Here is a 23,518-nt window from a genome sequence, read left to right on the forward strand (position 1 = left end):
ATGGCAAAGAATGTATTAGTGGTCGACGACTCGAGCAGCGTGCGGCAAGTGGTCGGCATTGCCTTGAAAAGCGCCGGCTACGACGTCATCGAGGCCAGCGACGGCAAGGATGCCCTGAGCAAGCTGACCGGGCAGAAAGTGCACTTGATCATCAGTGACGTGAACATGCCAAACATGGACGGCATCACCTTCGTCAAGGAGGTCAAGAAGCTGGCCAATTACAAGTTCACCCCGATCATCATGCTGACCACCGAGTCCCAGGAAGCGAAGAAGGCCGAGGGCCAGGCCGCCGGCGCCAGGGCATGGGTGGTCAAGCCATTCCAGCCGGCGCAGATGTTGGCCGCCGTGTCTAAACTGATCCTGCCCTGATCCCCGGCGCCAGGGAGGCTCCCATGCCGATCACCACTGAAACAGTCGACGACACTGCCCGCGTGCGCATTGACGGCGAGCTGACGATCTACACCGTAGCGGAACTGGCGGGTGCACTGCTGCCGCAGATGGGCGCGGCACCGCGCCTGGAACTGGACCTGTCCGAGGTCACGGAAATGGATGGCGCCGGCTTGCAGTTGCTCGCGGTCATCCAGCGTGAAGCCGGCATCGCCGGTACAGCCTTGAGCGTGACCGGCCAGAGCCAGGTGGTCATGCAGGCGCTCCAACTGTGTCGCAGCGCGGCCTCATAGTCAGCGCTTCCCACGTTTTTTGATCGAAAAGGAAAGTCCCGGTGAGCATCAATCTCGATCAGGCACAGCAGACATTCATCGTTGAGGCACGCGAGCTGTTGCAGGCCATGGAGCAATCCCTGCTGCAATTGGAAAGCGAGCCGGACGACCAGGACGCCATTGGCGCGATTTTCCGCGCCGCGCACACTATCAAGGGCTCGGCGGGTCTTTTCGGTCTGGCGTCGATCGTGGGGTTCACGCATAACGTCGAAGACGTGCTTGACCGCCTGCGCGAAGGTAATGTGGCGGTGGACGCCGCATTGATCGCGCTGCTGCTCAAGTGCGGCGACCACATGCTCGAACTGGTCGAAGTGGTCGCCAACCGCGGTGAGGTGCCGACGCCTGCCGCTCTGGAACGCGGTGAGGCATTGCGCGAGGCGCTGAGTGCCTATCAGCCGATGCGAACCGCCACTGCCAGCGTCGAAATCGCTGAGGTGGCCGACGACGCGGTGGTCGAAGTGCTCTGGCACATCTCCCTGCGCTTCGGCGTGGAGGTGTTCCGTAATGGCATGGACCCGCTGTCATTTTTACGCTACCTCGAAACCATGGGCCAGGTGCTGCAGGTCACCACCCTGACCGACAGCATCCCGCCAATGGACAGCTGGGACCCGGAAAGCTGCTACCTGGGTTTCGAGATCGACCTGCGTTCGACGGCCAGCCACGCCGCCCTCAGCGAAGTGTTCGATTTTGTGCGTGACGACTGCGAGGTGCACATCAGTGTGATCGACCAAGCGCCTGGGAGCACTGCGGTCGTTGTTGGCGACCGGGTTGCCCAGGCAGAGCAAGGCCTTGTGGCGGCGACACCGCAGCGTTCTGCAGCCGCCAGCGAGACGAAACCCCGCGACGGCAATTACGTGCGGGTCAACGCCGACAAGCTCGACGAGCTGATCAATCTGGTCGGCGAACTGGTGATCGCCAGTGCCGGCTCAAGCCTGCTGGCCCGCTCCTGTAACAACGACCCCTTGCAAGAGGCGACCTCGACGGTATCGGGGCTGGTGGAAGAGATCCTCGATGGCGCCCTGCGCCTGCGCATGATCCCCATTGGCGACACGTTCAACCGTTTTCGCCGTGTGGTGCGCGATATCAGCCAGGAATTGGGCAAGGACATCGAACTGAACATCAGCGGCGCGGACACCGAACTGGACAAGACCGTCGTCGAGAAAATCGGCGACCCGCTGATGCACCTGCTGCGCAACGCCATGGACCACGGTATCGAAAGCGCTGATGCGCGGCGTGCGGCCGGCAAGTCGACCAAGGGGCATTTGAGCCTCAATGCCTACCATGACTCGGGGAGCATCGTTATTGAAATCGCCGACGATGGCGCCGGGCTCAATCGCGAACGCATCCTGCAAAAGGCCCAGGAACGCGGGCTGGTGGCCAGCGGCGCGGTGCTCACCGACCAGGAGATTTACAACCTGATCTTCGAAGCGGGTTTCTCCACCGCCGAGGCGGTGACCAACCTGTCCGGACGCGGCGTCGGCATGGATGTGGTCAAGCGCAATATCACCTTGTTACGCGGCACCGTCGACCTGGACAGCCGCCCCGGCGAGGGCACGGTGGTGCGCATCCGCTTGCCGCTGACCCTGGCGATCATCAATGGGTTTCTGGTCGGCATCAACCAGTCCACCTATGTGATTCCCCTGGACATGGTCCAGGAATGTATCGAACTGGATGAACGCCAGCGCCAGTCCAGCCGCGACGACGGCTATCTGGACCTGCGTGGCGAGGTCTTGCCGCTGGTGGACCTGCGTGAACACTTCAGCCACGAAGGGCCGGCTGCACGGCGCCAGAACGTGGTGGTGGTGCGCTACGCCGAGCACAAGGCCGGGCTGGTGGTGGATGACCTGCTCGGTGAGTTCCAGACCGTGATCAAACCGTTGGGCAAGTTGTTCGGCGCGCTGCGCGGCATCAGCGGCTCGACCATATTGGGCAGCGGCGCGGTGGCCCTGATCCTGGATGTACCGGCACTGCTCAACCAACTCGTACAACTGGAAGCCCGCACGCCCCAGGCGCCTCAATCGCCGCCGGTCGTCGCTCGCTGACGCATAAGCAATTCCATGGAGGTTCCCCGATGAAATGGTTCTACGATCTTAAAATATCCACCAAGCTGATCAGCTCGTTCCTGGTGGTCCTGGCGCTCACTGCGGCCATGGGCGGCTTCGCCATTCTCCAGCTCGGCGCCGTCAACCAGGCGGCCCAGGACATCAGGGGCAATTGGATGCCTTCCATGCGCGCAGCAGCCGGCATGCGTTTTTTTGCTGCCAACTATCGCTTGAAAGAAAACCGCCACCTTGCGACCGACATCGCCGAGGAAAAGGCCCAGGCCGAACGTGAGGCCGCCGACGCGCGCCAACAGTTCGACACCCGCATGGGCACCTACGAGCAGTTGCTGTCGAACGACGAAGATCGCCAACTGCTGGCCAGCGTGAAAAGTGCGTGGGACGCGTACCTGGCGAGCAGCAAGCAAGTGCTCGAGTTTTCCCGGCAGAACCAGGAAGTCCAGGCACGTGGTTTGCTCAGGGGAGAGTCCAAGGGGCATTTCGATGAGGTAACCAGCCGCCTGCAAAAAATGATCGAGATCAATGATGCCGGTGCGACGGTTGCGGGTGACAAGGGCTCGGCGCTGTATGAAAACGCACGCCTGTCGATCAGCGCGGTACTGGTCGCGGCCTTGTTGATCGGCCTGGGCCTGGCGGTATTCATCGCCCGGATTATTTCCCGCCCGTTGAGGCTGGCCGCAACCGCCGCCGAACAATTGGCCGAAGGCAACCTCAACGCCCACATCGAGCCCGGTGCCAAGGATGAAACCGGCATGGTGCTCAACGCCATGCGCAACATGGTCGGCAAGCTGGCGCATATCATCGGCGAAGTGCGTAATGCCGCCGACAACCTGGCCAGCGCCTCCGAACAGGTCAGCGCCACGGCGCAATCGATGAGCCAAGCCACCAGTGAACAGGCCGCCAGTGTCGAGGAAACCAGCGCCTCGGTGGAACAGATGAGCGCCAGCATCAACCAGAACACCGAGAATGCCAAGGTCACCGATGGCATGGCCAGCAAGGCCGCCAAGGAAGCCACCGAAGGCGGCGAATCGGTACAGCAGACCGTGGTGGCGATGAAGAAAATCGCCCAACGCATCAGCATCATCGATGACATCGCCTACCAGACCAATCTGCTCGCCCTCAACGCCGCCATCGAGGCCGCGCGGGCCGGCGAGCACGGCAAGGGCTTCGCCGTGGTGGCCGCCGAAGTGCGCAAGCTGGCCGAGCGCAGCCAGGTCGCGGCCCAGGAAATCGGCGAGCTGTCGTCCAGCAGCGTGGACATGGCTGAGAAGGCCGGCAAGCTGCTTGACGAAATGGTGCCGTCCATCAACAAAACGTCCGACCTTGTGCAGGAAATCAGCGCTGCCTCCGAAGAACAGGCCGCCGGTGTCGGGCAGATCAACACCGCGATGACCCAGCTCAACCAAGTGACCCAGCAAAATGCGTCGAGCAGCGAGGAACTGGCGGCCACAGCCGAAGAAATGAGCAGCCAGGCCGAGCAATTGCAGCAAGCCATGAGCTTCTTCGTGCTCGATTCAACCCCAAAGGCTTCGGTTCAAAGCAGCAGCGTCGACAGCCCCGGCAGCAAGCCCAGCCGTCAGCCGCCACGCCCGAAACCACAGGCACCGCGCAAGGCTTTCGCCTACAACATGGCCGGCGCACCTGACGAATCGGACTTCACCCGCTTCTGATCCCACGATCAATACGGGCCTACAAGGAGAGTGACATGGGCGCAGTGATGACGACTCGGCATACCGCGGTTGCGGTGGATGAGGACGCGCAATACCTGACCTTCATGCTTGGCGGTGAAATGTTCGCCATCGGCATTCTGGGCATCAAGGAAATTATCGAATACGGCAGCCTGACCGTGGTGCCGATGATGCCGGCGTTCGTGCGCGGGGTGATCAACCTGCGCGGCGCGGTGGTGCCGGTGGTGGACTTGTCGGCGCGCTTCGGGCGGGCCAACTCGGCGATCACCCGGCGCTCCTGCGTGATCATCATTGAGGCGAATAACGATGATGGACGGCCTCAGGATATCGGGTTGCTGGTCGATACCGTGTCCGCCGTGCAGGAGATCCCCGCCGCGCAGATCGAGCCGCCGCCCAGTTTCGGCGCGCGGATTCGCGCCGATTTCATCGGCGGCATGGCCAAGGTCGACGGCAAGTTCGTGATTGTGCTGGAGGTGGACAAGGTGCTGTCCATCGATGAGATGTCCAGCCTCGCCGAGGACGGCCAGGCGGCGGCCCTCGACCTCGATCCGCGTTGAGTCCCGACCATGCCAGATACCGCCTCCATCGACGATCGTGAATTCGGCCAGTTCCAGAGCTGGCTGTACCGCGCGGCCGGCATCAACCTGTCGCCGGCCAAAAAAGCCCTGGTGGCCGGGCGCCTGTTCAAGCGCCTCAAGCACTACGAGCTGCATAGCTACGGCGAGTACTTCAAGCTGATCATGAGTGACCAACGCAAGGGCGAGCTGCAGGTTGCCCTGGATTTGCTGACCACCAACGAAACCTATTTTTTTCGCGAGCCCAAGCACTTCGACTTCCTGCGCCAGCAGGTGCTGCCCGGGGCCGCGCCGGGCAAGGTATTTCGCGTCTGGAGCGCGGCCAGTTCCTCGGGCGAAGAACCCTACAGCCTGGCGATGACCCTGGCCGAGGGCCTGGGCACCACGCCTTGGGAAGTGATCGGCTCGGACATCAGCACCCAGGTGCTGGCCAAGGCACGCAACGGCCACTACGCCATGGAGCGCGCCGCGACGCTGCCCCAGCCGCTGTTGACCAAGTACTGTCTCAAGGGCATTGGCCGCCAGGAGGGCACCTTCCTGATCGACAAGGCCTTGCGTAACCGCGTCAATTTTGTGCAGGTCAACCTTAATGAAGCGCTGCCGGCCCTGGGCGAGTTCGAGGTGATCTTCCTGCGCAACGTGATGATCTATTTCGACCAGCAGACCAAGAGCCAGGTGGTCGCGCGTCTGTTGCCGCTGCTTAAGCCCGGCGGTTATTTCATCATCAGCCACTCGGAAAGCCTCAACGGTGTCAACGACACCTTGAAGCTGGTGGCGCCGTCGATTTACCGCAAGCCATGAAAAAACCAGTCGGTGTGGGCGAAGTGGTGTTGGCGCCTGGGCAGGTCAGCTTTGCGACGCGGCCGACGCGCCTGCGTACCTTGCTCGGTTCCTGCGTGGCGATCACCTTCTGGCACCCGCAACGACAGATCGGCGGCATGTGTCACTTCATGCTGCCGGGGCGAGCGCGCAATCATCAGCCCCTGGATGGCCGCTATGGCGACGAAGCCCTGGAACTGCTGCTGCGCCACGCCCAGGCCAATGGCACGCGTGCGCAGGATTACCAGGTCAAGTTGTTCGGCGGCGGCGAGATGTTTCCTGATCACCAGCGCCGCCTGCCGACCCACGACGTGGCCACCCTGAATATTCGCGCGGCGCTGGCCCTGGCCGAGCGCTATCAATTGCACCTGACGGCCCAGGACATGGGCAGTACCGGTTACCGCACGATCATGTTCGACCTGTGGAACGGCAATGTCTGGGTCCGGCACCAACCTATGGGAACACTTCAACAAGATGCCTACCAAAAAAATCAGTGTGCTGCTGGTCGATGACTCGGCCGTGGTGCGCCAGGTACTGCTGGCGATTCTCGCTGACACGCCGGATATCCATGTGATGGGCGCCGCTTCCGACCCGATTTTCGCCATGGACAAACTCGCCCGGGAATGGCCGGATGTGATCGTGCTGGATGTAGAAATGCCGCGCATGGACGGCATCACCTTTCTCAGGAAAATCATGAGCGAGCGGCCGACGCCGGTGGTGATCTGCTCGTCGCTGACCCAGAAAGGCGCGGAAACCTCCCTGCAGGCGCTGGCAGCGGGTGCTGTGGAGATCATTACCAAGCCCACGACCGGCTTGAAGAATTTCCTGATCGAATCGGCGGCCGAGTTGGTGGCGGCGATCCGTGCCGCGGCCAACGCCAACGTCAGGAACCTGGGAAGGCGCAGCGTCAGCCCGGCACCGGCACCGGCCGGCAAGCTCAGTGCGGATGCGATCCTGCCCGCCGCCAATGGCCAGGCCATGGCGCACACCACCGAACGTATTGTCGCCATCGGCACCTCCACCGGTGGCACCCAGGCGCTGGAGGCGGTGCTGACGGCCCTGCCGCGGGTGTGCCCGGGCATGGTGATCGTGCAGCACATGCCGGAAAAATTCACTGCCTCGTTCGCCGAGCGTCTCAACAGCGTTTGCGAAATCGAGGTGCGCGAAGCGCGCAACAATGACCGTGTCCTGCCCGGCCTGGCCCTGATCGCCCCTGGCGGCAAGCACCTGATGGTCACCCGCAGCGGCGCCTATTATCACGCTCAGGTCATCGATGGGCCGCTGGTCAACCGGCACCGGCCTTCAGTGGATGTGCTGTTTCGCTCGGTGGCCAGGTTCGCCGGCAGGAACGCCACGGGCATCATCATGACCGGTATGGGCGACGATGGCGCACGCGGGCTCAAGGAGATGCTTGATGCCGGCGCCGCCACGGTGGCTCAGGACGAGGCCAGTTGTGTGGTGTTCGGCATGCCCAAGGAGGCGATCAAGCTCAACGCCGCCCAGCGCATCATGGCGCTGGGGGATATTCATCGGGCGATTTTGCATAATTGAACGTGAGTTCCAGGCTGCCTTGCCCAGTATTTTGTGTCGATCCTGGCCCAAATGTGGGAGGGGGCTTGCCCCCGATGGCGGCCTCAGAGCCGACCGGGATGTTGGATTGGACCGAGTACATATCCGTTTCTGCGGTAACGGCTGCTATGGGTTCCGCTTTTACAGCGGCTCACTTTTGAAAAGCGCAAAAGTAAGCAAAACGCTCTTGCCCCACCACTCGGCACCTCGCTTGGGCTCGGTGTGCCCGAACGCAGGCTTGAATCCGTGGGCCGCCGCAATGGGCCATCCATGGCCCAGTGCGGCTAACCCGGCGTCCTGCCGGGTTGCCCACGGATTCAAGCCTGCGTTCGGCCAGCGTGGTTTAACGGGGCGCCTAAGATCAAAAGCAAAAGCGCGGCGGCCTTAGAGCCGACCGGTATCTTGTGTCGATCCTGGCCCAAATGTGGGAGGGGGCTTGCCCCCGATGGCGGCCTCAGAGCCGACCAGGATATTGGATCAGATCGAGTACATATCCGTTTCTGCGGTAACGGCCACTTAGGGTTCCGCTTTTACAGCGGCTCACTTTTGAAAAGCGCAAAAGTAAGCAAAACGCTCTTGCCCCACCACTCGGCACCTCGCCCAGGCTCGGTGTGCCCGAACGCAGGCTTGAATCCGTGGGCCGCCGCAATGGGCCATCCATGGCCCAGTGCGGCTAACCCGGCGTCCTGCCGGGTTGCCCACGAATTCAAGCCTGCGTTCGGCCAGCGTGGTTTAACGGGCCGCCTGAGATCAAAAGCAGATCAAGATCAAGATCAAGAGCGACTCGCTTCGCATCGTGGTTACGTTTGGGCGCTACCGAGCTGTGTAGATACCTATGCCTATAGCACCGTAGCCGCGATCGGTGCCGTTCGGCACCGGCGTCTTTTACGGCACTAATTCAGCGTCTGACACACCGTATTCGTCCAACGAATACAGCAATGTTCCGTACCCCAGTTGCTCGTAACCGCCGCTGTCGCGGCCATAATCGCCGCCGCCGCCTTCCACCTGGACCTTATTCACCATGGCTTTCACATTCGGCGCGCTGAGGCTTTTGCGCACGACGTAGTGGTTGTAGAGCAGCTCCCATATCGGACGGATTTCGCCCCGATGCTCGGCCGAGATGACCCTCTGTTTGAACGCGCGGTTGAGCAAAGGGGTAAACGGCACGTCCTGGCCCAGGTTGTACTGGGCCACATACTCGGCGCCTTGCAGTACACGGTTGTTCTGGTAGCTGAACAGGTCGTCGCCCTGGCTCCAGGCCATCTGGCAGAAGCTGCCGAGCAGGGCGATGTCGAGCAGGGCGTGTGCCTGGTTACGCCCGCTTTCCTGGACTTGACCCAGGCCATTGCCATGGAACTTCCAGACCGCGTGTTCGATGGCGCCGTTACCGCTGCCGTGCTTGAAGTAATCGACGGCCTCGTTGTAGAGGTCGCGGCGATCCGTGAGTACGCCGATGGCCAGTATCGAGTTCATGTTGGCCAGGTCCCAGCGGGCGCCGTGACGATCAGGCGGGCTTCCATCGTGGTGCAGCAGGAAATCATGACTGATGGGATAGAACACGTTGAGCAGCATGCTTTGAAATTGAAGAAAGTCCGCCGCCTGCCACTTCGGGTAGCTGCGCAACAACTCGGCCGCATTGGCCAGTTGATAACCGGACAAGCCTGCCGTCAGGAACTTGTCGGGTTCGTCCCTGATGGCGGTAAGCGTGGAGGACCACTGGTTCAAGATACCCACGGCCTTGTCGGCATAGGCGGGTTACTGCGAGATCTGCCAGCGCAGGGCCAGTGCGTAGGCCGCGGCGGCGTCGTTGAACAGCGTGCTGTCGTTATTCATGTCTGCTGAAGTGCGGTTCAGCACAGACACTGGATTGGGTTGCCAAGCCAATGAGGCATGTGGATTGGCGATCAGCTTTTGCCAACCGGCCAGCCATGGCGGGTTCTGGTTGGCCAGTTTTTCGCGTATTCGCGTGAAGTCCGCCTGGGTCTGGAGCAGGCCGGGATGGATGAATGCATCGGCAGGCAGGGTGGAGGAGGCTTGACCGTCGATACTCATCGACAGCGCGCCGAGCAGCACGGCCACTTTGGATAGGTGCTTGAAAGAAATCATCGTGTGTTCGACCTGATGTGTCCAACCTTATGCGGCGTAGACAGCCATACGGACAGGGCCAGGTTTGGCCCCCGGGATGAAACACAGCTGGCGCTTGAATGGAGCCTGTCAGGCGAGTTGATAGGCTTGGACAGCAGTGCGGTGGTAGGCATAGGATCGGTTCGCGAAAGTCGGGCACAGGGCAAGCCTGGCAGCGGACTTTCAATAAACCGTTCGCAAATTATCAAGGTTTCATCAAGAGGCTTCTTTGTGTCAGGAAAACGTATCCTCATCGTCGAAGACGATGCCGACAGCGCCAGCATTCTCGAAGCCTATTTGCGCCGCGATGGCTATGAGGTGGCCTTGGCCGAAGACGGTCAGCGCGGTCTCGACCTGCACAAGAGCTGGCAGCCCGACCTGATATTGCTCGACGTGATGCTGCCGCGCTTGAGTGGCACCGAGGTGTTGTCCGCCGTGCGCCGCAGCAGTGACACGCCGGTGATCATGGTCACGGCCATGGGCGACGAACCGGAAAAGCTTGGCGCCTTGCGCTACGGCGCAGACGATTATGTGGTCAAGCCCTACAGCCCGGGTGAAGTGGTGGCGAGGGTACAGGCGGTGCTGCGACGCACCAGCGGCAACCAGCCGGTGGCACACCTGTTGCGCCATGAGAACCTGCGGGTGGATCTTGACGCTTTTACCGTAGCCATTGAGCAGGGCGATGCAGCACCGCAATGGCTGGACCTGACGCCGACGGAATTCAAGCTGCTGGTGACGTTGCTCCAGACCCCGTCCAAGGCCTTTACCCGTGACGAGCTGCTGGAAATCTGCCTGCCGGAAAGCGAAGCCCTGGCCCGTGTCGTCGATACCCATGTGCACAACCTGCGCCGCAAGCTGGAAACCCATGGCATCGCCGGGGTATTGGTGACGGTGCGCTCCATTGGCTATCGGTTCAGGTGAGCCCCATGTTGGATAAACCCCCTGCGGATAAATCGCAGATCAACGACAAACCACTGTGGCGCTGGATCGGCATGCGCATGAGCCTGCTGGCGATCGGCGCGGTGGTGGTGATCTCGGTGTGCATGTGGATCAACATCACGCTGACGGATTGGAGTTTTGTGCAGCATCTGCCGCCGGGGCTGCGCGAAGAGCTGCAGCAACTGCGCGCCGATCCAGGGCTCAACGAGCCACGCTTGCGTCAATTGGTTGCCCAGTACTACCCCCTGGACTATTTCCAGCCGGCCATCGCCAATCACGACTGGCTGGTACTGGTTGGCCTGGTGCTGGTCGCCATCCCCATCATCATTGCCTGCGGCCTGTGGTTTTCGCGGCCCTTGTCCAGCCAGTTTTCGACGATTGCCCAGGGCGCCAGGCGCGTCGCCGGCGGGGATTTCCTGACGCGTCTGCCGGTCCACCGCGCTGCACCCGACGAGCTGCAACGCTTGGTCAGCGACTTCAACAGCATGAGCACCCAACTGGAGCGCTATGAGCGTGACGTGCGAGAGTCCAGCGCGGTCATTGCCCACGAGCTGCGCACGCCGTTGAATGCCGCCATGGGGCGCGTGCAGGGTATGCTCGACGAGGTGTTTCCCAGCGATGCGGCGCAGTTGGGCATGGTCAAGCGTCAGCTCGATCAGCTGAGCAAACTGGTGGATGATTTGCACCTGTTGTCGATGGCCCGGGCTGGCCGGTTGGTGCTTGAGCGCAGCGATTTCCCCTTGATGGCGCTGGTGGCCGAACGGCTGGCCTGGTTTGAGCCGCAATTGGATCAGGCCGGCGTTCGAACACAGGTCAGTATGACCGATGGGCTGCGGGTGCATGCCGATCGCGATCGCCTGGGCCAGGTCATCAACATTCTGGTTGATAACCTGTTGCGTTATGCGGCAGGCGGCGGTGAGTTGAATATTGTGGCGTGTCAGGTTCAAGACCAGGTAGTGATTGAAATCGGTGACCGTGGCCCGGGCATCGAAGCACAGCATCTGGACAGCGTATTTGATCGCTTCTGGCGGGCGGAACGCTCCAGGGCGCGTTACTCGGGCGGCAGCGGGCTGGGCTTGTCCATCGCCCGGGCGATCTGCCAGGCCCATGGCGGCGCCATGACCGCCAGCAACCTGGACGAGGGTGGCACGCTGATCAGGGCACAGTTCCCGGTGTAGGCTCTGACCGGCCCGGTTCAACAAACGAATTTGACGTACACCTGTTCCGGGTCGCCTTCATCAAGGTTCTCGATTCGACCGCTCGGTATGAACCCGGCTTTGGCCAGCATCGCCTGGGAAGCGGTGTTGCAGAGGTTGGTCGAGGCAAACAGCTTGGGCGTTTTGCACAGCTTTTCGGCGCCCGCCAGCAGCGCCAGCGCCACCCCCTGGCGTTGGTGCATCGGCGCCACGACCACCAGCGCCACAAAGTCGTGATGGAAGAAATCATTGGTCAGCACCAGGTAGCCAGCGCACTGGCCGCCTGCCTCGGCGACCAGGCATTGCTGGCGCACAACGGCGTCATGGATAAATACACGGCGACTGGCGTGGGCCGTGGCGTAGGCGTCCAGTGCGAGAAGTGCATGCACGTCGTCGAGTGTGGCGGGGCGGATGTACAGTTCCATATTCAGGCACGTTTCTATCGGTGGGCATTGGCGTAACCCTATCACCCATTCATTAGCGCAGTCGGGTACTGCGCCGGCTCCCGCGTAAAGCCAGCGGCCTGGAGCGCGCATCGGTCGGTCGCCCATCCCTGTCTGAATCAATTACCCGGCGACCGGGGTAACATGAGCCTGAGCTCATGCCCAACCTGTTCCTGCCCATTCGCCGAGACCCTGCCGATGAGAGACCTGCCGCCGACCGCCACCTTGCGCGCGTTTGAAGCCGCCACGCGGCATCCGACCTTTACAGCCGCCGCCCAGGAACTGCATGTGAGCCAGAGCGCGGTCAGCCACCAGCTCAAGCATCTGGAAACGCTGTGGGGGCTGCAGCTGTTTGAACGCGGTCAACCGCTACGCCTCACGGCGGCGGGGGCTACGCTGGCGCCCATCGTGCGCGAATTCTTCATCAGCCTGGAGGCGACCCTGGGCGATCTGCGCGAGCAAAAAGGCCGGGTTCGACTCAGCGTCAGTACCACCTATTCGTTCGCACTCAAATGGCTGCTGCCGCGCTTGCCGAGCCTGGCCCGTCAGCACCCCGAGCTGCTGGTGTCGCTGGACACCACCGACAAGATCATCCACTTCTCGGGGGGCCAGGCCGATGTCGCGATTCGGCTGGGCAAGGGCAGTTATCCCGGTCTGTATTCGGAGTTTCTGTTCGGCGAGCAGGTGTTTCCGGTGGCCAGCCCCGATTTGCTGGGGCGCCTTGGAACGCCGCACACCCCGGCCGATTTGTTGCGCTTGCCGCTGCTGACCCGCGACGGCGCCGAGCTGGTGCCGAAATGGGAGGCCTGGTTCCAGGCCGTCGGGCTGGTGTTTTCGCCGCTCAGGGAAAGCGTCAGGTTCGGCGACAGCAACATGACGGTCGAGGCCGCCTTGCTCGGCCAGGGCGTTGCATTGGTGCGCAGTGGCCACGTGGAAAACGAAATCAGCGATGGCCGGCTGGTGCGGCTGTTCGATGTGCCGTTCCCATCGCCGCTGGCTTACTACTTTGTGTGCCCCAAGGGCATCGAGGCGCAGCCGCACATTCTCGACTTTCGACAGTGGTTGATGGCCGAGGCGCTGAAAGTGCAACAGGCCGCTCACTAGGGTATGAGTATTCGTTCATGGTGCAATGAGGAAACTTCGCTGTCGTTCCGGTGCCGGGCTGCCTAAGATGGCGCATGCCTATCCATCTTGTTTGCCTGGTTCTTTTCGCCGCGCTCCTGCACGCCAGCTGGAATGCGCTGCTGCGTGGCGGTGCCGACCGGCTGTGGTCGATGACTGTGATGTGTATTGCCATCGCCATCACCTGCAGCCTCGCCGCAGCGTTCATGCCAATACCCGCGACTGAGAGCTGGGGGTATGCGCTGCTCTCAGCGTTACTGCATGTGGGCTACAACCTGTTTCTGGTGCGCAGCTATCGGGTCGGTGACCTGGGGCAGATCTATCCGATTTCGCGTGGGTCGTCGCCGGCCCTGATCACCCTGGGTGCCGCCGTGTTTGCCGGCGAGCGCATCGCGCCCGGCCAGTTGCTGGGGATCGCGCTGGTTTCTGGCGGGATCATTTCGCTGGCTTTCAAGGGGCGCAGCCTGTCGGTTCCCAGCCTGCCCTATGCGCTGGGCACCGGCTGCTTCATCGCGGCCTACAGCGTCGTCGACGGCATCGGTGCCAGGCTCTCCGGCGCGCCGCTAGCCTACACCGCCTGGATGTGTGCCTTGTGGGGCGTGCTGATGCCGATGGTGTATATCGGCCTGCGCGATGCCCGCAGCTTGTTCAGTGTGCGGCCCGGCCTGTTGACCGCCGCGCTCGGCGGGTTGGTCTCCTTGCTGGCCTATGCAATCGTTATCTACGCCATGAACGAAGCGCCCCTGGGCGCGGTGTCGGCATTGCGCGAAACCAGCGTGCTGTTTGCGCTGTTGATCGGTTACCTGTTTCTCGGCGAGACGCTCACCCTGCGCCGCGTCCTGGCGTGTGTGGTGATCGTAGCCGGCATCCTCATCATCGGCTGATACAGCCAACAACGCAGGAGGTCATTCAAATGGACAAGGTCACACAGGCACCCCTGATCCTGATCACCGGAGGCAGTCGCGGCGTGGGTGCAGCCACCGCTCGACTGGCCGCCGCCAGGGGCTATGACGTCGCGATCAGCTACGTGGCCAACGAACCGGCGGCGCTGGCGGTGGTGGCGGATGTGCAGGCAGCGGGGCGCAGGGCCCTGGCCGTGCAGGCCGACAGCGCAGACCCCGAACAGGTCGCGCAGTTGTTCGCGGCCATTGACCGCACGTTCGGGCGCATTGATGTCCTGGTCAATAACGCCGGGGTGCTGGCGACCCAGTCGCGCCTGGAGGATCTTGGTCATGAACGCATGCAGCGCATCTTTGCGGTCAATGCCATCGGCCCCATGCTCTGCGCCCAGCAAGCGGTCAAGCGCATGGCTTACCGGCACAACGGGTCGGGCGGGGTGGTGATCAATGTCTCTTCCGGCGCCGCACGCCTGGGCAGTCCCAACGAATACATCGACTATGCCGCGTCAAAAGGCGCCCTGGAGACGTTTACCATCGGGTTTGCCAAGGAAGTGGCGCGCGAGGGCATACGCGTCAACTGTGTTCGCCCCGGGCACATCTACACCGAGATGCACGCCAGCGGCGGCGAGCCGGGCCGCGTGGATCGCGTCAAAGACTCGATTCCCATGGGGCGCGGCGGCCAACCGGAGGAAGTGGCGCAGGCCATCCTCTGGCTGGCCGGCGCCGAAGCGTCGTTTGTGACCGGCACATTCCTTGACGTGACGGGCGGCAAGTAAGCCGGCGGGCGTCTTTGTCTCGTTTCGTGCCCGAAAGGGACGAATACGCCTGTTAGTCGCAATTTGTTACGAATCAATCACGGCAAAATGCCAGTTTGCACCGGCAAAAGGGGGCAAAAACACGTCTGCCATGGATTTTTCATAAAATCGTAACAAAGCTGCTGCACAGTCCCGGGAGCCCGAAATTACACCACGGAGTTCCTGAATGAAAAGCTTGATGAAGTCTGCTGCACTCGCCGTCGCGGTTTCTCTGAGCGCCACTTCGGTGTTTGCTGCCGAAAGCATCCGCCTGACCGGTTCCGGTGCCAGTTTCCCGGCCCCGATCTACCTCACCTGGTTCAAGGATTTCAGCAAGAAAAGCGCGGGCGTCACGGTTGACTACCAATCCAAGGGGAGCGGGGCGGGTGTGCAGGACTTCCTGAACAAAACCGTCGACTTCGCCGCCAGTGACTCCGCGATGAAAGACGAAGACATCGCCAAGGTTGCCGAGGGCGTGCAACTGCTGCCGATGACCGCCGGTGAAATCGTGCTGGCGTACAACCTGCCGGGCAACCCGAAGGGCCTGAAGCTGCCGCGCGATGTGTACTCCGATATCTTCCTGGGCAAGATTACTCAGTGGAACGATCCCAAGATCGTTGCCGCCAACCCGGACCTGAAGCTGCCGGCTACGCCTATCACCGTCGTGGTGCGTGCGGACTCCAGTGGCACCACCGCGGTATTTACCAAGCACCTGGCGGCGATCAACCCTGGCTTCAAAGAAGCCTTGGGTGAAGGCAACACCGTTAACTGGCCAGCGACCGACAAGTTCATCAAGTCGCCCAAGAACGACGGTGTGACCGCCACCGTACGCCAGACCCCAGGCGCGATTGGCTACATCGAATACGGTTTCGCCAAACTGGCCAAGGTTGACTTCGCCCAGTTGCAGAACAAGGCCGGCCAGTACGTTGTGCCCAATGCCGAAAGCGGTGCAGAAGCACTGGCTGCGGTGAAGATGCCGGAAAGCCTGGTGGCCTGGCTGCCGGACCCGGACGGTGCCAAGTCCTACCCGATCACGTCCTACACCTGGATGATTTTCCGCAAGGACAACGGCAACCCGGCCAAGGCCAAGGCCATGCGTGAAATGGTCGAGTACAGCCTGACCGAAGGGCAGAAAATCGCTGACTCCATGGGCTACATCCCGCTGCCGCCTTCGGTAGTCGAGCAGGTTCGCAAAGCCTCCGCCAACATTCAGTAAGGCGTGCCAGGTCGCTTCCGGCATGGGCAGTCAGCCATGCCGGGAGCACTTCTTCCCTGTTTCGGAATTAACCCATGAACACACCTTTTGTCGTACCGGGTAACCCGGACTCTGCGTGCCAGCCACCGTCCACCAAGGACTTCGTGATGGATCGCACGTTCCGTGCGCTTGCACGCATCGGCGTGGTGCTGGTGCTGGCGCTAGTCTTCGCACTGGTGTTCGAAGTAGGGCGCAAGGCCCTTCCAGGCATGGAAAAGCACGGTTTTGACGTGCTGCTGGGCAGCGTCTGGGATGTCAATCAAGGCAAGTACGGCATTCTGCCGGCGATTTGGGGCACGCTGTACAGCGCCTTTATCGCGTTGATGATCGCCGGCTTTTTTGGCGTCAGCATGGCGATTTTCCTCACCCAGGATTTCCTTCCCGCCAAGCTGGCTGCGGTGTTTCGCACCATCGTCGAATTGCTCGCGGCGATCCCCAGCGTGGTGTACGGCCTGTGGGGCATCTATGTAGTTATCCCCGCCATCCGCCCGCTGACGGCATGGCTGAACACGGAGCTTGGCTGGATTCCCTTTTTCGGTACGTCCCTGAGCGGGCCGGGCCTGCTGCCGGCCGCGCTGGTATTGGCCATCATGATCCTGCCGACCATTGCCGCAGTGTCCCAGGACGCGCTCACCGCGGTGCCGATGAAAACCAAACAGGCCGCCTACGGCATGGGCACGACGCACTGGGAAGCGATTCTCAAGGTGATGGTGCCGTCGGCCGCCACCGGTATCTTCGGCTCCCTGGTGCTGGGCCTCGGCCGCGCCCTGGGGGAAACCATGGCCCTGGCGATGCTGGTGGGTAACGCAAACAACATTTCCCTGTCCCTGTTCGCGCCGGCCAATACCCTGGCGGCCTTGCTGGCGCTGAACTTTCCCGAGGCCGGGCCCAACGAGATCGAAGTGTTGATGTATGCGGCGCTGGTGCTGATGTTCATCACACTGCTGGTCAACGTGGCGGGTTCGATGATCATGCTCTACGCCCAGCGGGGGACCAAACAATGACCAACCTCACCGCACCTGCCGCCGCGCTGCCCAGCCTGCAGCGCCGCTTCGAAGGCCGCGCCCTGCGCAGCCTGGTCTTGACCACGCTGGTCTGGTTCGGCGCGCTGCTGGCCAGCGTACCGTTGATCTCCGTGCTGTATATGTTGATCACCCGAGGCGGTGCGCGCCTGAGCCTGGAGCTCTTCACCGAGCTGCCGCCGACCGGTTTCGAGACCGGTGGCGGCTTCGGCAACGCCATGGCCGGCACCCTGGTGATGGTCGGCATTGCGGCGGCCATCGCCGTGCCGGTCGGTATTCTGGCAGCAGTCTTCCTCGCGGAACTGGGGCCTGACAGCAAACTGGCGAGCGCTGCGCGCTTTGCCGCCAAGATGCTCACCGGCTTGCCGTCCATTCTGGCCGGGGTGTTTGCCTACGCGCTGGTGGTGATGACCACCGGGACCTACTCGGCACCGGCAGGTGGCGTGGCGCTGGCCGTGCTGATGCTGCCAATCGTGGTGCTGACGGCCGAAGAGTCGATGCGCATGGTGCCCAAAATCATGAAGGACGCTGCCTACGGTATGGGCTGCACCCGTTCGCAGGTGATCTGGAAGATCGTCTTGCCTACCGGCCTGCCGGCGATCCTGACCGGCGTCATGCTGGCCGTGGCGCGCGCTGCGGGCGAAACCGCACCATTGCTGTTCACTGCGCTGTTCAGCAACTACTGGATCTACCACGACGGCAACCTGGCCGTCATGAACCCGACAGCCTCGTTGGCCGTGCTGATCTACAACTTCTCCGGCATGCCTTTCGACAATCAGCTTGAACTCGCGTGGGCGGCCTCGCTGGTGCTGGTGATGATCGTGCTGGTCGTGAATGTCGTGAGCCGTATTTTCGGCAAACCCAAGTACTAAAAGCGGGAGCACCTGAATTTTGAACGTATCCACTGCGCAAATAGCCGCTCCGTTTGTGACCGAGTCGCCTGTGGTCATGGACTGCAAGCTGGACAAGATTTTCTACGGCAACTTCATGGCCGTGCGTGACAGCCACGTGCCGATCGAAAAAAACAAGATCACCGGCTTCATCGGGCCTTCCGGCTGTGGCAAAAGCACCGTGCTGCGCAGCCTCAATCGCATGAATGACCTGGTCAAGGGCTTTCGTTTCGAAGGGCATGTGCATTTTCTCGGCCAGGACGTATACGGCAAGGGCGTCGACCCGGTGGTGGTGCGTCGTTACATCGGCATGGTGTTCCAGCAGCCGAACCCGTTCTCGATGAGCATCTTCGACAACGTCGCCTTTGGCCTGCGCCTCAATCGCTACAAGGGCGACCTGGGCGACCGCGTCAAACACGCACTGCAAGGCGCCGCCCTGTGGGACGAGGTCAAGGACAAGCTCAAGGTCAGCGGCTTGTCGCTCTCCGGCGGCCAGCAGCAACGCCTGTGTATCGCACGCGCTATCGCCACCGAGCCGGAAGTGTTGCTGCTGGATGAGCCGTGCTCGGCGCTCGACCCGATTGCCACCCGTCGCGTCGAGGAACTGATGGTCGAGCTGAAGAAGGATTACACCATCGCGCTGGTGACCCACAACATGCAGCAGGCGATCCGTGTGGCCGATACTACGGCGTTTTTCTCGGTGGATATTTCCCAGGGCACGCGCACGGGGTATCTGGTCGAAATGGGCCCGACCACGCAGATCTTCGGCAAACCACGCGAACAGATGACCGAAGACTACATCAGCGGCAAGTTCAGCTGAGCAATACCGTCCGGCCTGGGCCGCCTACGTGCAAACGCCAAACGGATGTGGCGTGAACCGGTAGATTTTTTACCTCGTGTTTCCAAGGAGCTTCAATGCCTGCAACGCATCGCCTTGATTTACCTGCCATTGAACGCGCATTGCGCGAAGTGCAGCACCGTTTCGCCGAGCTTAGCCGGCACTTCACCGAGCCGCGCGATCCTCTGACCGACGAAGTGCTGCTCAATGTGCTTGAAGGCTATGCGTTGATTGACGACTATGTCGCACGCGGCGTGGACCTGTTTGATCTTCATCAGCTGAACCTGATGCTGGAGATCAACGCCACCGTGTTGTGCGGTCGAGACCCGGCGCGGCGGCTGGAATACGCGCAGCACCTGGCGGCCACCGAAGAGCATTTCTTCAACAACGTTGAAGGCGGTATCAAGGATTTGTACAACTGGTATTGCGCGTATCGCAGCGAATCGGTCTGGAAGCGGGCGGCCGGCGTCTATGTGCGCATCCTCAGCAAGCCGCAGCTGTTCATTGAAGGCAACAACCGCAGCGGGTCGCTTATCGTCAGCTATCTGCTCATGCGTGCAGGTTTGCCGCCGTTCGTGCTGACGCTTGAAAATGCCGAGGGTTATTTCAACCCATCCTCGGTGATACGCAACTCTGCCAAACATGGTGTCAAGGCGTTGTATGAATTGCCCAAGATCAAGAAAAAGTATGCAGCCTTCCTGGAGCACCAGGCGCCTGATCCAGGCAAGTTTTTCCTGAGCGGCGCGCGGCTGCCCCTGCGAGAGAGAGGCCACTGATGCGCGGATTCAAGCGTCAACGCCTGCGTATTTCATTTGATATCGATGACACGCTGGCCTGTCAGCTGCACCACTGCGCTGTCGAGACCAGCTGGCTGCCGGCCTGTGTGCATCGTTGGCTGGGTGAGCCGTTGCGTATCGGCACACGTTCGCTGATCCGCGAGTTGCGTCGCCAGGGCTGCAGTGTCTGGGTCTATACCTCGTCCGGCCGCACACCGTCCTACATCCGGCGCTGGCTGTTGCTCTATGGCATTCGCGTCGACGGGGTCGTCAACAGCGTGCTGCACAACCGCGCCCTGACCGGGCACAGGCTGTGCAATGCGCCTTCGAAGTATCCGCCGGCATTCGACATCGACTTGCACGTCGATGATTCCGAGGGCGTGCAGAGTGAAGGCGCCGATCATGGATTCCGTGTTGTCGTGGTCGATCCGCAGGACATACGCTGGACGCAGAAAGTCCTGGATGCCGTGGTCGTTGTCCGTGCGCAGCTCGGTTGGCCGCGGCTGATCAGCCACAAGGCGCCGCGCAACGCCGGGCTATCGCAGGAGTCGAAAAGGACTGTCGTCAACTCGATCCTGGCGCGTTGGCAATGGTCCGGTTGAATGTATTCAGGACAATTCTTTGTGTGTATCAAATGGTGGGCTTAGGCTCGCATTTACATACAGCAGGGAGGCGAACCCGGCGCGCAGGATGCAACCGTTCCAGCGGCGTCGAATCGATTGAGGCATGTTCAGTCACGTTACGGTCGGGTGCACCGACCTCGAAAAAGCAGCTCACCCCCATGGCAGCACGCCTCACAACGCCTGTTACGGCGATCTGGAGCGCCCATGGTAGAGCCATCGACGCTCCTGCTGTTTGCGGGGGCCGTGTTGCTGTTACTGATGTCTCCCGGCCCCAACATGGCCTTCGTGATTGCGCACGGCGCCAGCTACGGCTGGCGTGGCGGCGTCGCCGCTGCGTTGGGAATCGGCGCGGCCGACCTGGTATTGACCGCGCTCACCGCAGCCGGCCTCACAGCCGCCATAGCGCAGTGGCCCCCCTCGTTCGACCTGATCCGCTGGGCCGGTGCGTTCTATCTGCTCTGGATGGCCTGGAACGCCCTGCGGGTGCGTGCCGCACGTTCAACGCATGCCACCCTCCAGGCGTCGCTGATGTCGGTGTTCATCCGAGCGATGCTTAACTCTTTGCTCAACCCCAAAGCGTTGCTGTTTTTCATGGTATTTTTGCCGCAGTTCGTTGTGCGCGGCAGTTCTGCGGTCGCCCTGCAAATAGTGACGCTGGGGTTGCTGTTAACCTTGATCGCGATCATTTTTCACGTCGTGCTGGGCCTGATGGGGGGAATCATCCGGGGTTATGCGTCCCACCACGGCGAGTCCGCAAAGTGGCAGTCGCGGGGCCTTGCATTCGTATTGGTGTTGCTGGCAGTTCGCTTGGCGTTCACGTCGCGGCCAGCATGAGTTATACGGGTAGCCGGTGCGTACTTGGATAAAAAAAGCCACTCGATCGAGTGGCTTTTTTTTCTGTGAATTTCGATCGTTCCCACGCAGAGCGTGGGAACGATCAAGCCATGCTACGACGTCTGTTGACCTTGTTTACTTGAGCGTGACGTCAATCATCGGCGGGATGTAACCGTAGTCATACTCGGCGACCACGAATGTCTGCTGGCCTTTGATCTTGATGCCCACGGTCGGTGCCTCGGTGCCGCCGATGCGCATCTGTGTCCCGTTTTCGGTGGGTACGCTATCGATGAAGGAAGTCACCAGGCCGTTGGGCATCACGCAGTGCGAGTAGGTCTGGAAGGGCTGGGAAGACGGATTCCCCAGTACCAGGCCGGAACCGTTCAAGGGCACGTAAGGGCCGAACAGCGAGTCCGCGACAAAACCGTACACCCCGTCCGGCCCGGTGACCCCGTCGCCGTAGGTGAAGGTGTGGCTGATGGTGAACAGGTAATACTTGCCGTCCTGGAACACGAAGTGCGGACGTTCGGTCTGGTCGTTGACGCCGACTGCGGTCAGCAGCGGCGGCAGCATTTCCCAGTCGTCGCCGTCTTCGTCACGGGCCACGGCGATACCAACGCAGGCGGTCTGGAAACGCGAGTTGCCGACATCTTCATAACCGGGCGGCACATCGCCGATTTCTGCCTTGCCCACCGTGTGCGAGCCGCGCACGCCGGCTACGTTGCCTTCAAACAGCATGTACAGCTTGCCGTCCTTCGGGTCGCGGAACGGCCATGGATCGCGAAAACCCCAGAAGGCGTTCTGCGCTTCGGTCTGGTACATCTTGCCATCGGCCTCGAATAACGGCTTGACCTTCTCGAAGCCCACCAGGCTGACGCCATGCTCGGTGGTCACCACGCGGCCACGCACCTTGACGATGGTCGCGCCGGGTGTGACTGCGGTGTAGTAGAGGTCCACCTCGCCTTGCTCGTTCAACAGGATCGGCGTGCCGGCCCATTCGCGCACGGTTGGCGAAACGCCTTCAGCCATGACCCGGCCGCCGAGTTTCCAGTCCTTGCCGGTGCGGGAGTACCAGTAATACATCTTTGCCCGACCATGGCGATCGTTCCAGTCACGGGTGATGTCGTAGTTACCGTTCTGATCGAGGTATTGCGGGTCGGTGGGGTGACGGTCCGCGGTCAGGGTGAAGATCACCGACCAGCCATCAACGGAGGTGATATTCCCGTCAATGTCACGCAGGGGCATGGTGTCCCAGATGAACACCTTATCGCTCAGCACCGGGAAGTCGGCACTGACCAGTGGCTGAGTGGTAGTGGGATCGTCCGCATGGACTTTCAGCGCATCGGCGCGGGTCCAGAGGCTGGGCAGGTGGGGTGTTTTGCCAAATTTTTCAGTGTTGCTTTTCATGGGTAAAACCTCGTCCTTGAAGGTCATTTAATACTGTATTCATATACAGTAATTTGACTTTAGAAGACTTGGGTCTGCGGGTCAAGGACGAAAATGCATTTATGCATAATCAGGTATTTTGTCTGAGCTGATACGTTTCAGTTCGTGGCGTTTCTCGACGTTTGTGCAATAAACATCCCATGTAGCCGTTAATGGGCCTGCCGAACCCCTTATGTCGTCGCTGGCTGCATTGCCAGCGCGGGTGCCTCGCCGAGCAATCCTGAGGCGTGGCGCCGATGGGGTCGAAGTCGCGCAGCGCCGTGGTGGCGGCTGACTGTTAATAAGGCAGGGGAGGTTTTCTCCGGGTGACCGACGGGTATGTGCAGTTCATCGGCTTTGCAGAGTCTTCGTGTGAACGCGCCATGACAGGCAGGCTTCCAACGTTCAAGAGCCGTACAGCCCTGGCTGTGCCCACCCTCTGTCCAAGATCAGTTACGCCACCATGAGGGACGCTTGCGCACGCTCTGGCAACGGCAGGCGCTGATCCGGGAAGCCTGATGCCGTATCGCGTTATTGAGCCAGTCAGACTGGTTAACTTTGCAGGGGGCTATGATGAAAAAAAGCGAGAAAGACATGGAAATTCAGGCCTGGCACTTATTGCTCGAAGACGACGCCTACCGCCTGGACTGGCACGACGACTTCTACACGGTGCTCATAGCGGCCGCGCAGGCGGCGGGAGACGCCGAGACACAAGCGGCGTGCGAGAAGATCCTGCCCCAGGAAATTGCCATGGCGCAATGGTTGCTCGAGCATTTGCCAGAGCTTACGCAAGCGTTCCTGGAGCGCTCTGCGGCGCCCGACACAGAGGCCAAGCGCTGACGCTGCGCGCGGCGCCGCACCGACGGCGCCGCGCTTGATTTGGCGCACGCTGGCACTGCGCTGCATTT

General features: G+C 61.4%; 22 protein-coding genes and 2 pseudogenes. 21 read left to right on the top strand and 3 right to left on the bottom strand.

What is annotated here, in order from left to right; genetic code table 11:
- From BOP93_RS09915 to BOP93_RS09950, 8 genes are read left to right on the top strand one after another with little or no spacing between them, the layout of a single operon-like run.
- Nucleotides 1-369, top strand: a complete 369-nt coding sequence (locus tag BOP93_RS09915) for a response regulator (protein ID WP_104502456.1) — start codon at nucleotides 1-3, stop codon at nucleotides 367-369.
- A 23-nt stretch (nucleotides 370-392) separates the two neighbouring features.
- The gene (locus BOP93_RS09920) at nucleotides 393-680 is read left to right on the top strand and encodes an STAS domain-containing protein (RefSeq protein WP_104502457.1); all 288 of its coding nucleotides are present in this window, start codon (nucleotides 393-395) and stop codon (nucleotides 678-680) included.
- A gap of 41 nt (nucleotides 681-721) precedes the next feature.
- A complete protein-coding gene (locus BOP93_RS09925; protein ID WP_104502458.1) occupies nucleotides 722-2,761 on the top strand; it encodes a chemotaxis protein CheA in 2,040 nt (679 codons plus the stop codon).
- Between the two features lie 29 nt (nucleotides 2,762-2,790).
- A complete protein-coding gene (locus BOP93_RS09930) occupies nucleotides 2,791-4,449 on the top strand; it encodes a methyl-accepting chemotaxis protein (protein WP_104502459.1) in 1,659 nt (552 codons plus the stop codon).
- Between the two features lie 35 nt (nucleotides 4,450-4,484).
- Nucleotides 4,485-5,024 (top strand): chemotaxis protein CheW, encoded by a 540-nt coding sequence (locus BOP93_RS09935; protein ID WP_104502460.1) that lies wholly within the window; start codon nucleotides 4,485-4,487, stop codon nucleotides 5,022-5,024.
- Nucleotides 5,025-5,033: 9 nt separating this feature from the next.
- The gene (locus BOP93_RS09940; RefSeq protein WP_065895561.1) at nucleotides 5,034-5,843 is read left to right on the top strand and encodes a CheR family methyltransferase; all 810 of its coding nucleotides are present in this window, start codon (nucleotides 5,034-5,036) and stop codon (nucleotides 5,841-5,843) included.
- A complete protein-coding gene (gene cheD / locus BOP93_RS09945; protein WP_104502461.1) occupies nucleotides 5,840-6,373 on the top strand; it encodes a chemoreceptor glutamine deamidase CheD in 534 nt (177 codons plus the stop codon). The genes BOP93_RS09940 and cheD overlap by 4 nt, the downstream gene beginning before the upstream one ends.
- Complete coding sequence (locus BOP93_RS09950; protein ID WP_104502462.1) at nucleotides 6,336-7,412, top strand: protein-glutamate methylesterase/protein-glutamine glutaminase; 1,077 nt, start codon at nucleotides 6,336-6,338, stop codon at nucleotides 7,410-7,412. The genes cheD and BOP93_RS09950 overlap by 38 nt, the downstream gene beginning before the upstream one ends.
- A 903-nt stretch (nucleotides 7,413-8,315) precedes the next feature.
- On the opposite strand, the pseudogene BOP93_RS09965 reads toward BOP93_RS09950, so the two are convergent.
- Nucleotides 8,316-9,536 (bottom strand): annotated as a pseudogene (locus tag BOP93_RS09965) (alginate lyase family protein).
- A gap of 249 nt (nucleotides 9,537-9,785) precedes the next feature.
- On the opposite strand from BOP93_RS09965, the gene BOP93_RS09970 reads away from it, so the two are divergent.
- Together BOP93_RS09970 and BOP93_RS09975 are read left to right on the top strand one after the other, a co-directional pair.
- A complete protein-coding gene (locus tag BOP93_RS09970) occupies nucleotides 9,786-10,475 on the top strand; it encodes a response regulator (protein WP_104502463.1) in 690 nt (229 codons plus the stop codon).
- Between the two features lie 5 nt (nucleotides 10,476-10,480).
- Nucleotides 10,481-11,671, top strand: coding sequence for a sensor histidine kinase (locus BOP93_RS09975; protein ID WP_104502464.1), 1,191 nt, complete (start codon nucleotides 10,481-10,483; stop codon nucleotides 11,669-11,671).
- 17 nt (nucleotides 11,672-11,688) lie between these two features.
- On the opposite strand, the gene BOP93_RS09980 is transcribed toward BOP93_RS09975, so the two are convergent.
- Nucleotides 11,689-12,114, bottom strand: coding sequence for a GNAT family N-acetyltransferase (locus tag BOP93_RS09980; protein WP_104502465.1), 426 nt, complete (start codon nucleotides 12,112-12,114; stop codon nucleotides 11,689-11,691).
- 216 nt (nucleotides 12,115-12,330) lie between these two features.
- Here BOP93_RS09980 and gcvA point away from each other — a divergent pair, with 216 nt between their 5' ends.
- From gcvA to BOP93_RS10030, 10 genes are all read left to right on the top strand, one after another.
- Nucleotides 12,331-13,236 carry a transcriptional regulator GcvA gene (gcvA, locus tag BOP93_RS09985; protein ID WP_104502466.1) on the top strand — a complete coding sequence of 302 codons (906 nt, stop codon included), beginning with the start codon at nucleotides 12,331-12,333 and terminating at the stop codon, nucleotides 13,234-13,236.
- A 74-nt stretch (nucleotides 13,237-13,310) separates the two neighbouring features.
- Nucleotides 13,311-14,138 carry a DMT family transporter gene (locus tag BOP93_RS09990; RefSeq protein WP_104502467.1) on the top strand — a complete coding sequence of 276 codons (828 nt, stop codon included), beginning with the start codon at nucleotides 13,311-13,313 and terminating at the stop codon, nucleotides 14,136-14,138.
- A gap of 29 nt (nucleotides 14,139-14,167) precedes the next feature.
- Nucleotides 14,168-14,929: an SDR family oxidoreductase gene (locus tag BOP93_RS09995; protein ID WP_104502468.1), complete on the top strand. Its 762-nt coding sequence runs from the start codon at nucleotides 14,168-14,170 to the stop codon at nucleotides 14,927-14,929.
- A gap of 205 nt (nucleotides 14,930-15,134) precedes the next feature.
- Complete coding sequence (gene pstS / locus BOP93_RS10000; RefSeq protein ID WP_057725519.1) at nucleotides 15,135-16,163, top strand: phosphate ABC transporter substrate-binding protein PstS; 1,029 nt, start codon at nucleotides 15,135-15,137, stop codon at nucleotides 16,161-16,163.
- A gap of 74 nt (nucleotides 16,164-16,237) precedes the next feature.
- The gene (gene pstC / locus BOP93_RS10005) at nucleotides 16,238-17,206 is read left to right on the top strand and encodes a phosphate ABC transporter permease subunit PstC (RefSeq protein ID WP_104502469.1); all 969 of its coding nucleotides are present in this window, start codon (nucleotides 16,238-16,240) and stop codon (nucleotides 17,204-17,206) included.
- On the top strand, nucleotides 17,203-18,096 hold the full coding sequence (gene pstA, locus BOP93_RS10010; protein ID WP_104502470.1) for a phosphate ABC transporter permease PstA: 894 nt from the start codon (nucleotides 17,203-17,205) through the stop codon (nucleotides 18,094-18,096). The genes pstC and pstA overlap by 4 nt, the downstream gene beginning before the upstream one ends.
- A gap of 76 nt (nucleotides 18,097-18,172) precedes the next feature.
- On the top strand, nucleotides 18,173-18,934 hold the full coding sequence (gene pstB, locus BOP93_RS10015; protein ID WP_231982786.1) for a phosphate ABC transporter ATP-binding protein PstB: 762 nt from the start codon (nucleotides 18,173-18,175) through the stop codon (nucleotides 18,932-18,934).
- A 95-nt stretch (nucleotides 18,935-19,029) separates the two neighbouring features.
- Nucleotides 19,030-19,728 (top strand): hypothetical protein, encoded by a 699-nt coding sequence (locus BOP93_RS10020; RefSeq protein ID WP_104502472.1) that lies wholly within the window; start codon nucleotides 19,030-19,032, stop codon nucleotides 19,726-19,728.
- Nucleotides 19,728-20,330, top strand: a complete 603-nt coding sequence (locus tag BOP93_RS10025; protein ID WP_237140407.1) for a hypothetical protein — start codon at nucleotides 19,728-19,730, stop codon at nucleotides 20,328-20,330. Before BOP93_RS10020 ends, BOP93_RS10025 begins: the two co-directional genes overlap by 1 nt.
- A gap of 225 nt (nucleotides 20,331-20,555) precedes the next feature.
- Nucleotides 20,556-21,185 (top strand): LysE family translocator, encoded by a 630-nt coding sequence (locus BOP93_RS10030; protein ID WP_065935577.1) that lies wholly within the window; start codon nucleotides 20,556-20,558, stop codon nucleotides 21,183-21,185.
- A gap of 135 nt (nucleotides 21,186-21,320) precedes the next feature.
- Here the strand turns inward: BOP93_RS10030 and BOP93_RS10035 are convergent, their stop codons facing one another.
- Nucleotides 21,321-22,592 (bottom strand): glycoside hydrolase family 68 protein, encoded by a 1,272-nt coding sequence (locus BOP93_RS10035; RefSeq protein WP_104505264.1) that lies wholly within the window; start codon nucleotides 22,590-22,592, stop codon nucleotides 21,321-21,323.
- Between the two features lie 681 nt (nucleotides 22,593-23,273).
- Here BOP93_RS10035 and BOP93_RS10040 point away from each other — a divergent pair.
- Nucleotides 23,274-23,450: pseudogene (locus BOP93_RS10040) on the top strand (DUF892 family protein); the annotation flags it as partial.
- Nucleotides 23,451-23,518: the final 68 nt, after the last annotated feature.

This window comes from Pseudomonas orientalis (genome assembly GCF_002934065.1).
GTDB classification, from domain to species: Bacteria; Pseudomonadota; Gammaproteobacteria; order Pseudomonadales; family Pseudomonadaceae; genus Aquipseudomonas; species Aquipseudomonas orientalis_A.

Coding starts and splice junctions, on each gene's coding strand:
- pstA (WP_104502470.1), top strand. CDS start 17,203: ATGACCAACCTCACCGCACCTGCCGCCGCGCTGCCCAGCCTGCAGCGC.
- BOP93_RS09915 (WP_104502456.1), top strand. CDS start 1: ATGGCAAAGAATGTATTAGTGGTCGACGACTCGAGCAGCGTGCGGCAA.
- BOP93_RS09930 (WP_104502459.1), top strand. CDS start 2,791: ATGAAATGGTTCTACGATCTTAAAATATCCACCAAGCTGATCAGCTCG.
- pstB (WP_231982786.1), top strand. CDS start 18,173: ATGGACTGCAAGCTGGACAAGATTTTCTACGGCAACTTCATGGCCGTG.
- BOP93_RS09975 (WP_104502464.1), top strand. CDS start 10,481: ATGTTGGATAAACCCCCTGCGGATAAATCGCAGATCAACGACAAACCA.
- cheD (WP_104502461.1), top strand. CDS start 5,840: ATGAAAAAACCAGTCGGTGTGGGCGAAGTGGTGTTGGCGCCTGGGCAG.
- BOP93_RS09935 (WP_104502460.1), top strand. CDS start 4,485: ATGGGCGCAGTGATGACGACTCGGCATACCGCGGTTGCGGTGGATGAG.
- pstS (WP_057725519.1), top strand. CDS start 15,135: ATGAAAAGCTTGATGAAGTCTGCTGCACTCGCCGTCGCGGTTTCTCTG.
- BOP93_RS09940 (WP_065895561.1), top strand. CDS start 5,034: ATGCCAGATACCGCCTCCATCGACGATCGTGAATTCGGCCAGTTCCAG.
- BOP93_RS10030 (WP_065935577.1), top strand. CDS start 20,556: ATGGTAGAGCCATCGACGCTCCTGCTGTTTGCGGGGGCCGTGTTGCTG.
- BOP93_RS09920 (WP_104502457.1), top strand. CDS start 393: ATGCCGATCACCACTGAAACAGTCGACGACACTGCCCGCGTGCGCATT.
- BOP93_RS09980 (WP_104502465.1), bottom strand. CDS start 12,114: ATGGAACTGTACATCCGCCCCGCCACACTCGACGACGTGCATGCACTT.
- BOP93_RS10020 (WP_104502472.1), top strand. CDS start 19,030: ATGCCTGCAACGCATCGCCTTGATTTACCTGCCATTGAACGCGCATTG.
- BOP93_RS10025 (WP_237140407.1), top strand. CDS start 19,728: ATGCGCGGATTCAAGCGTCAACGCCTGCGTATTTCATTTGATATCGAT.
- pstC (WP_104502469.1), top strand. CDS start 16,238: ATGAACACACCTTTTGTCGTACCGGGTAACCCGGACTCTGCGTGCCAG.
- BOP93_RS10035 (WP_104505264.1), bottom strand. CDS start 22,592: ATGAAAAGCAACACTGAAAAATTTGGCAAAACACCCCACCTGCCCAGC.
- BOP93_RS09990 (WP_104502467.1), top strand. CDS start 13,311: ATGCCTATCCATCTTGTTTGCCTGGTTCTTTTCGCCGCGCTCCTGCAC.
- BOP93_RS09950 (WP_104502462.1), top strand. CDS start 6,336: ATGCCTACCAAAAAAATCAGTGTGCTGCTGGTCGATGACTCGGCCGTG.
- BOP93_RS09995 (WP_104502468.1), top strand. CDS start 14,168: ATGGACAAGGTCACACAGGCACCCCTGATCCTGATCACCGGAGGCAGT.
- gcvA (WP_104502466.1), top strand. CDS start 12,331: ATGAGAGACCTGCCGCCGACCGCCACCTTGCGCGCGTTTGAAGCCGCC.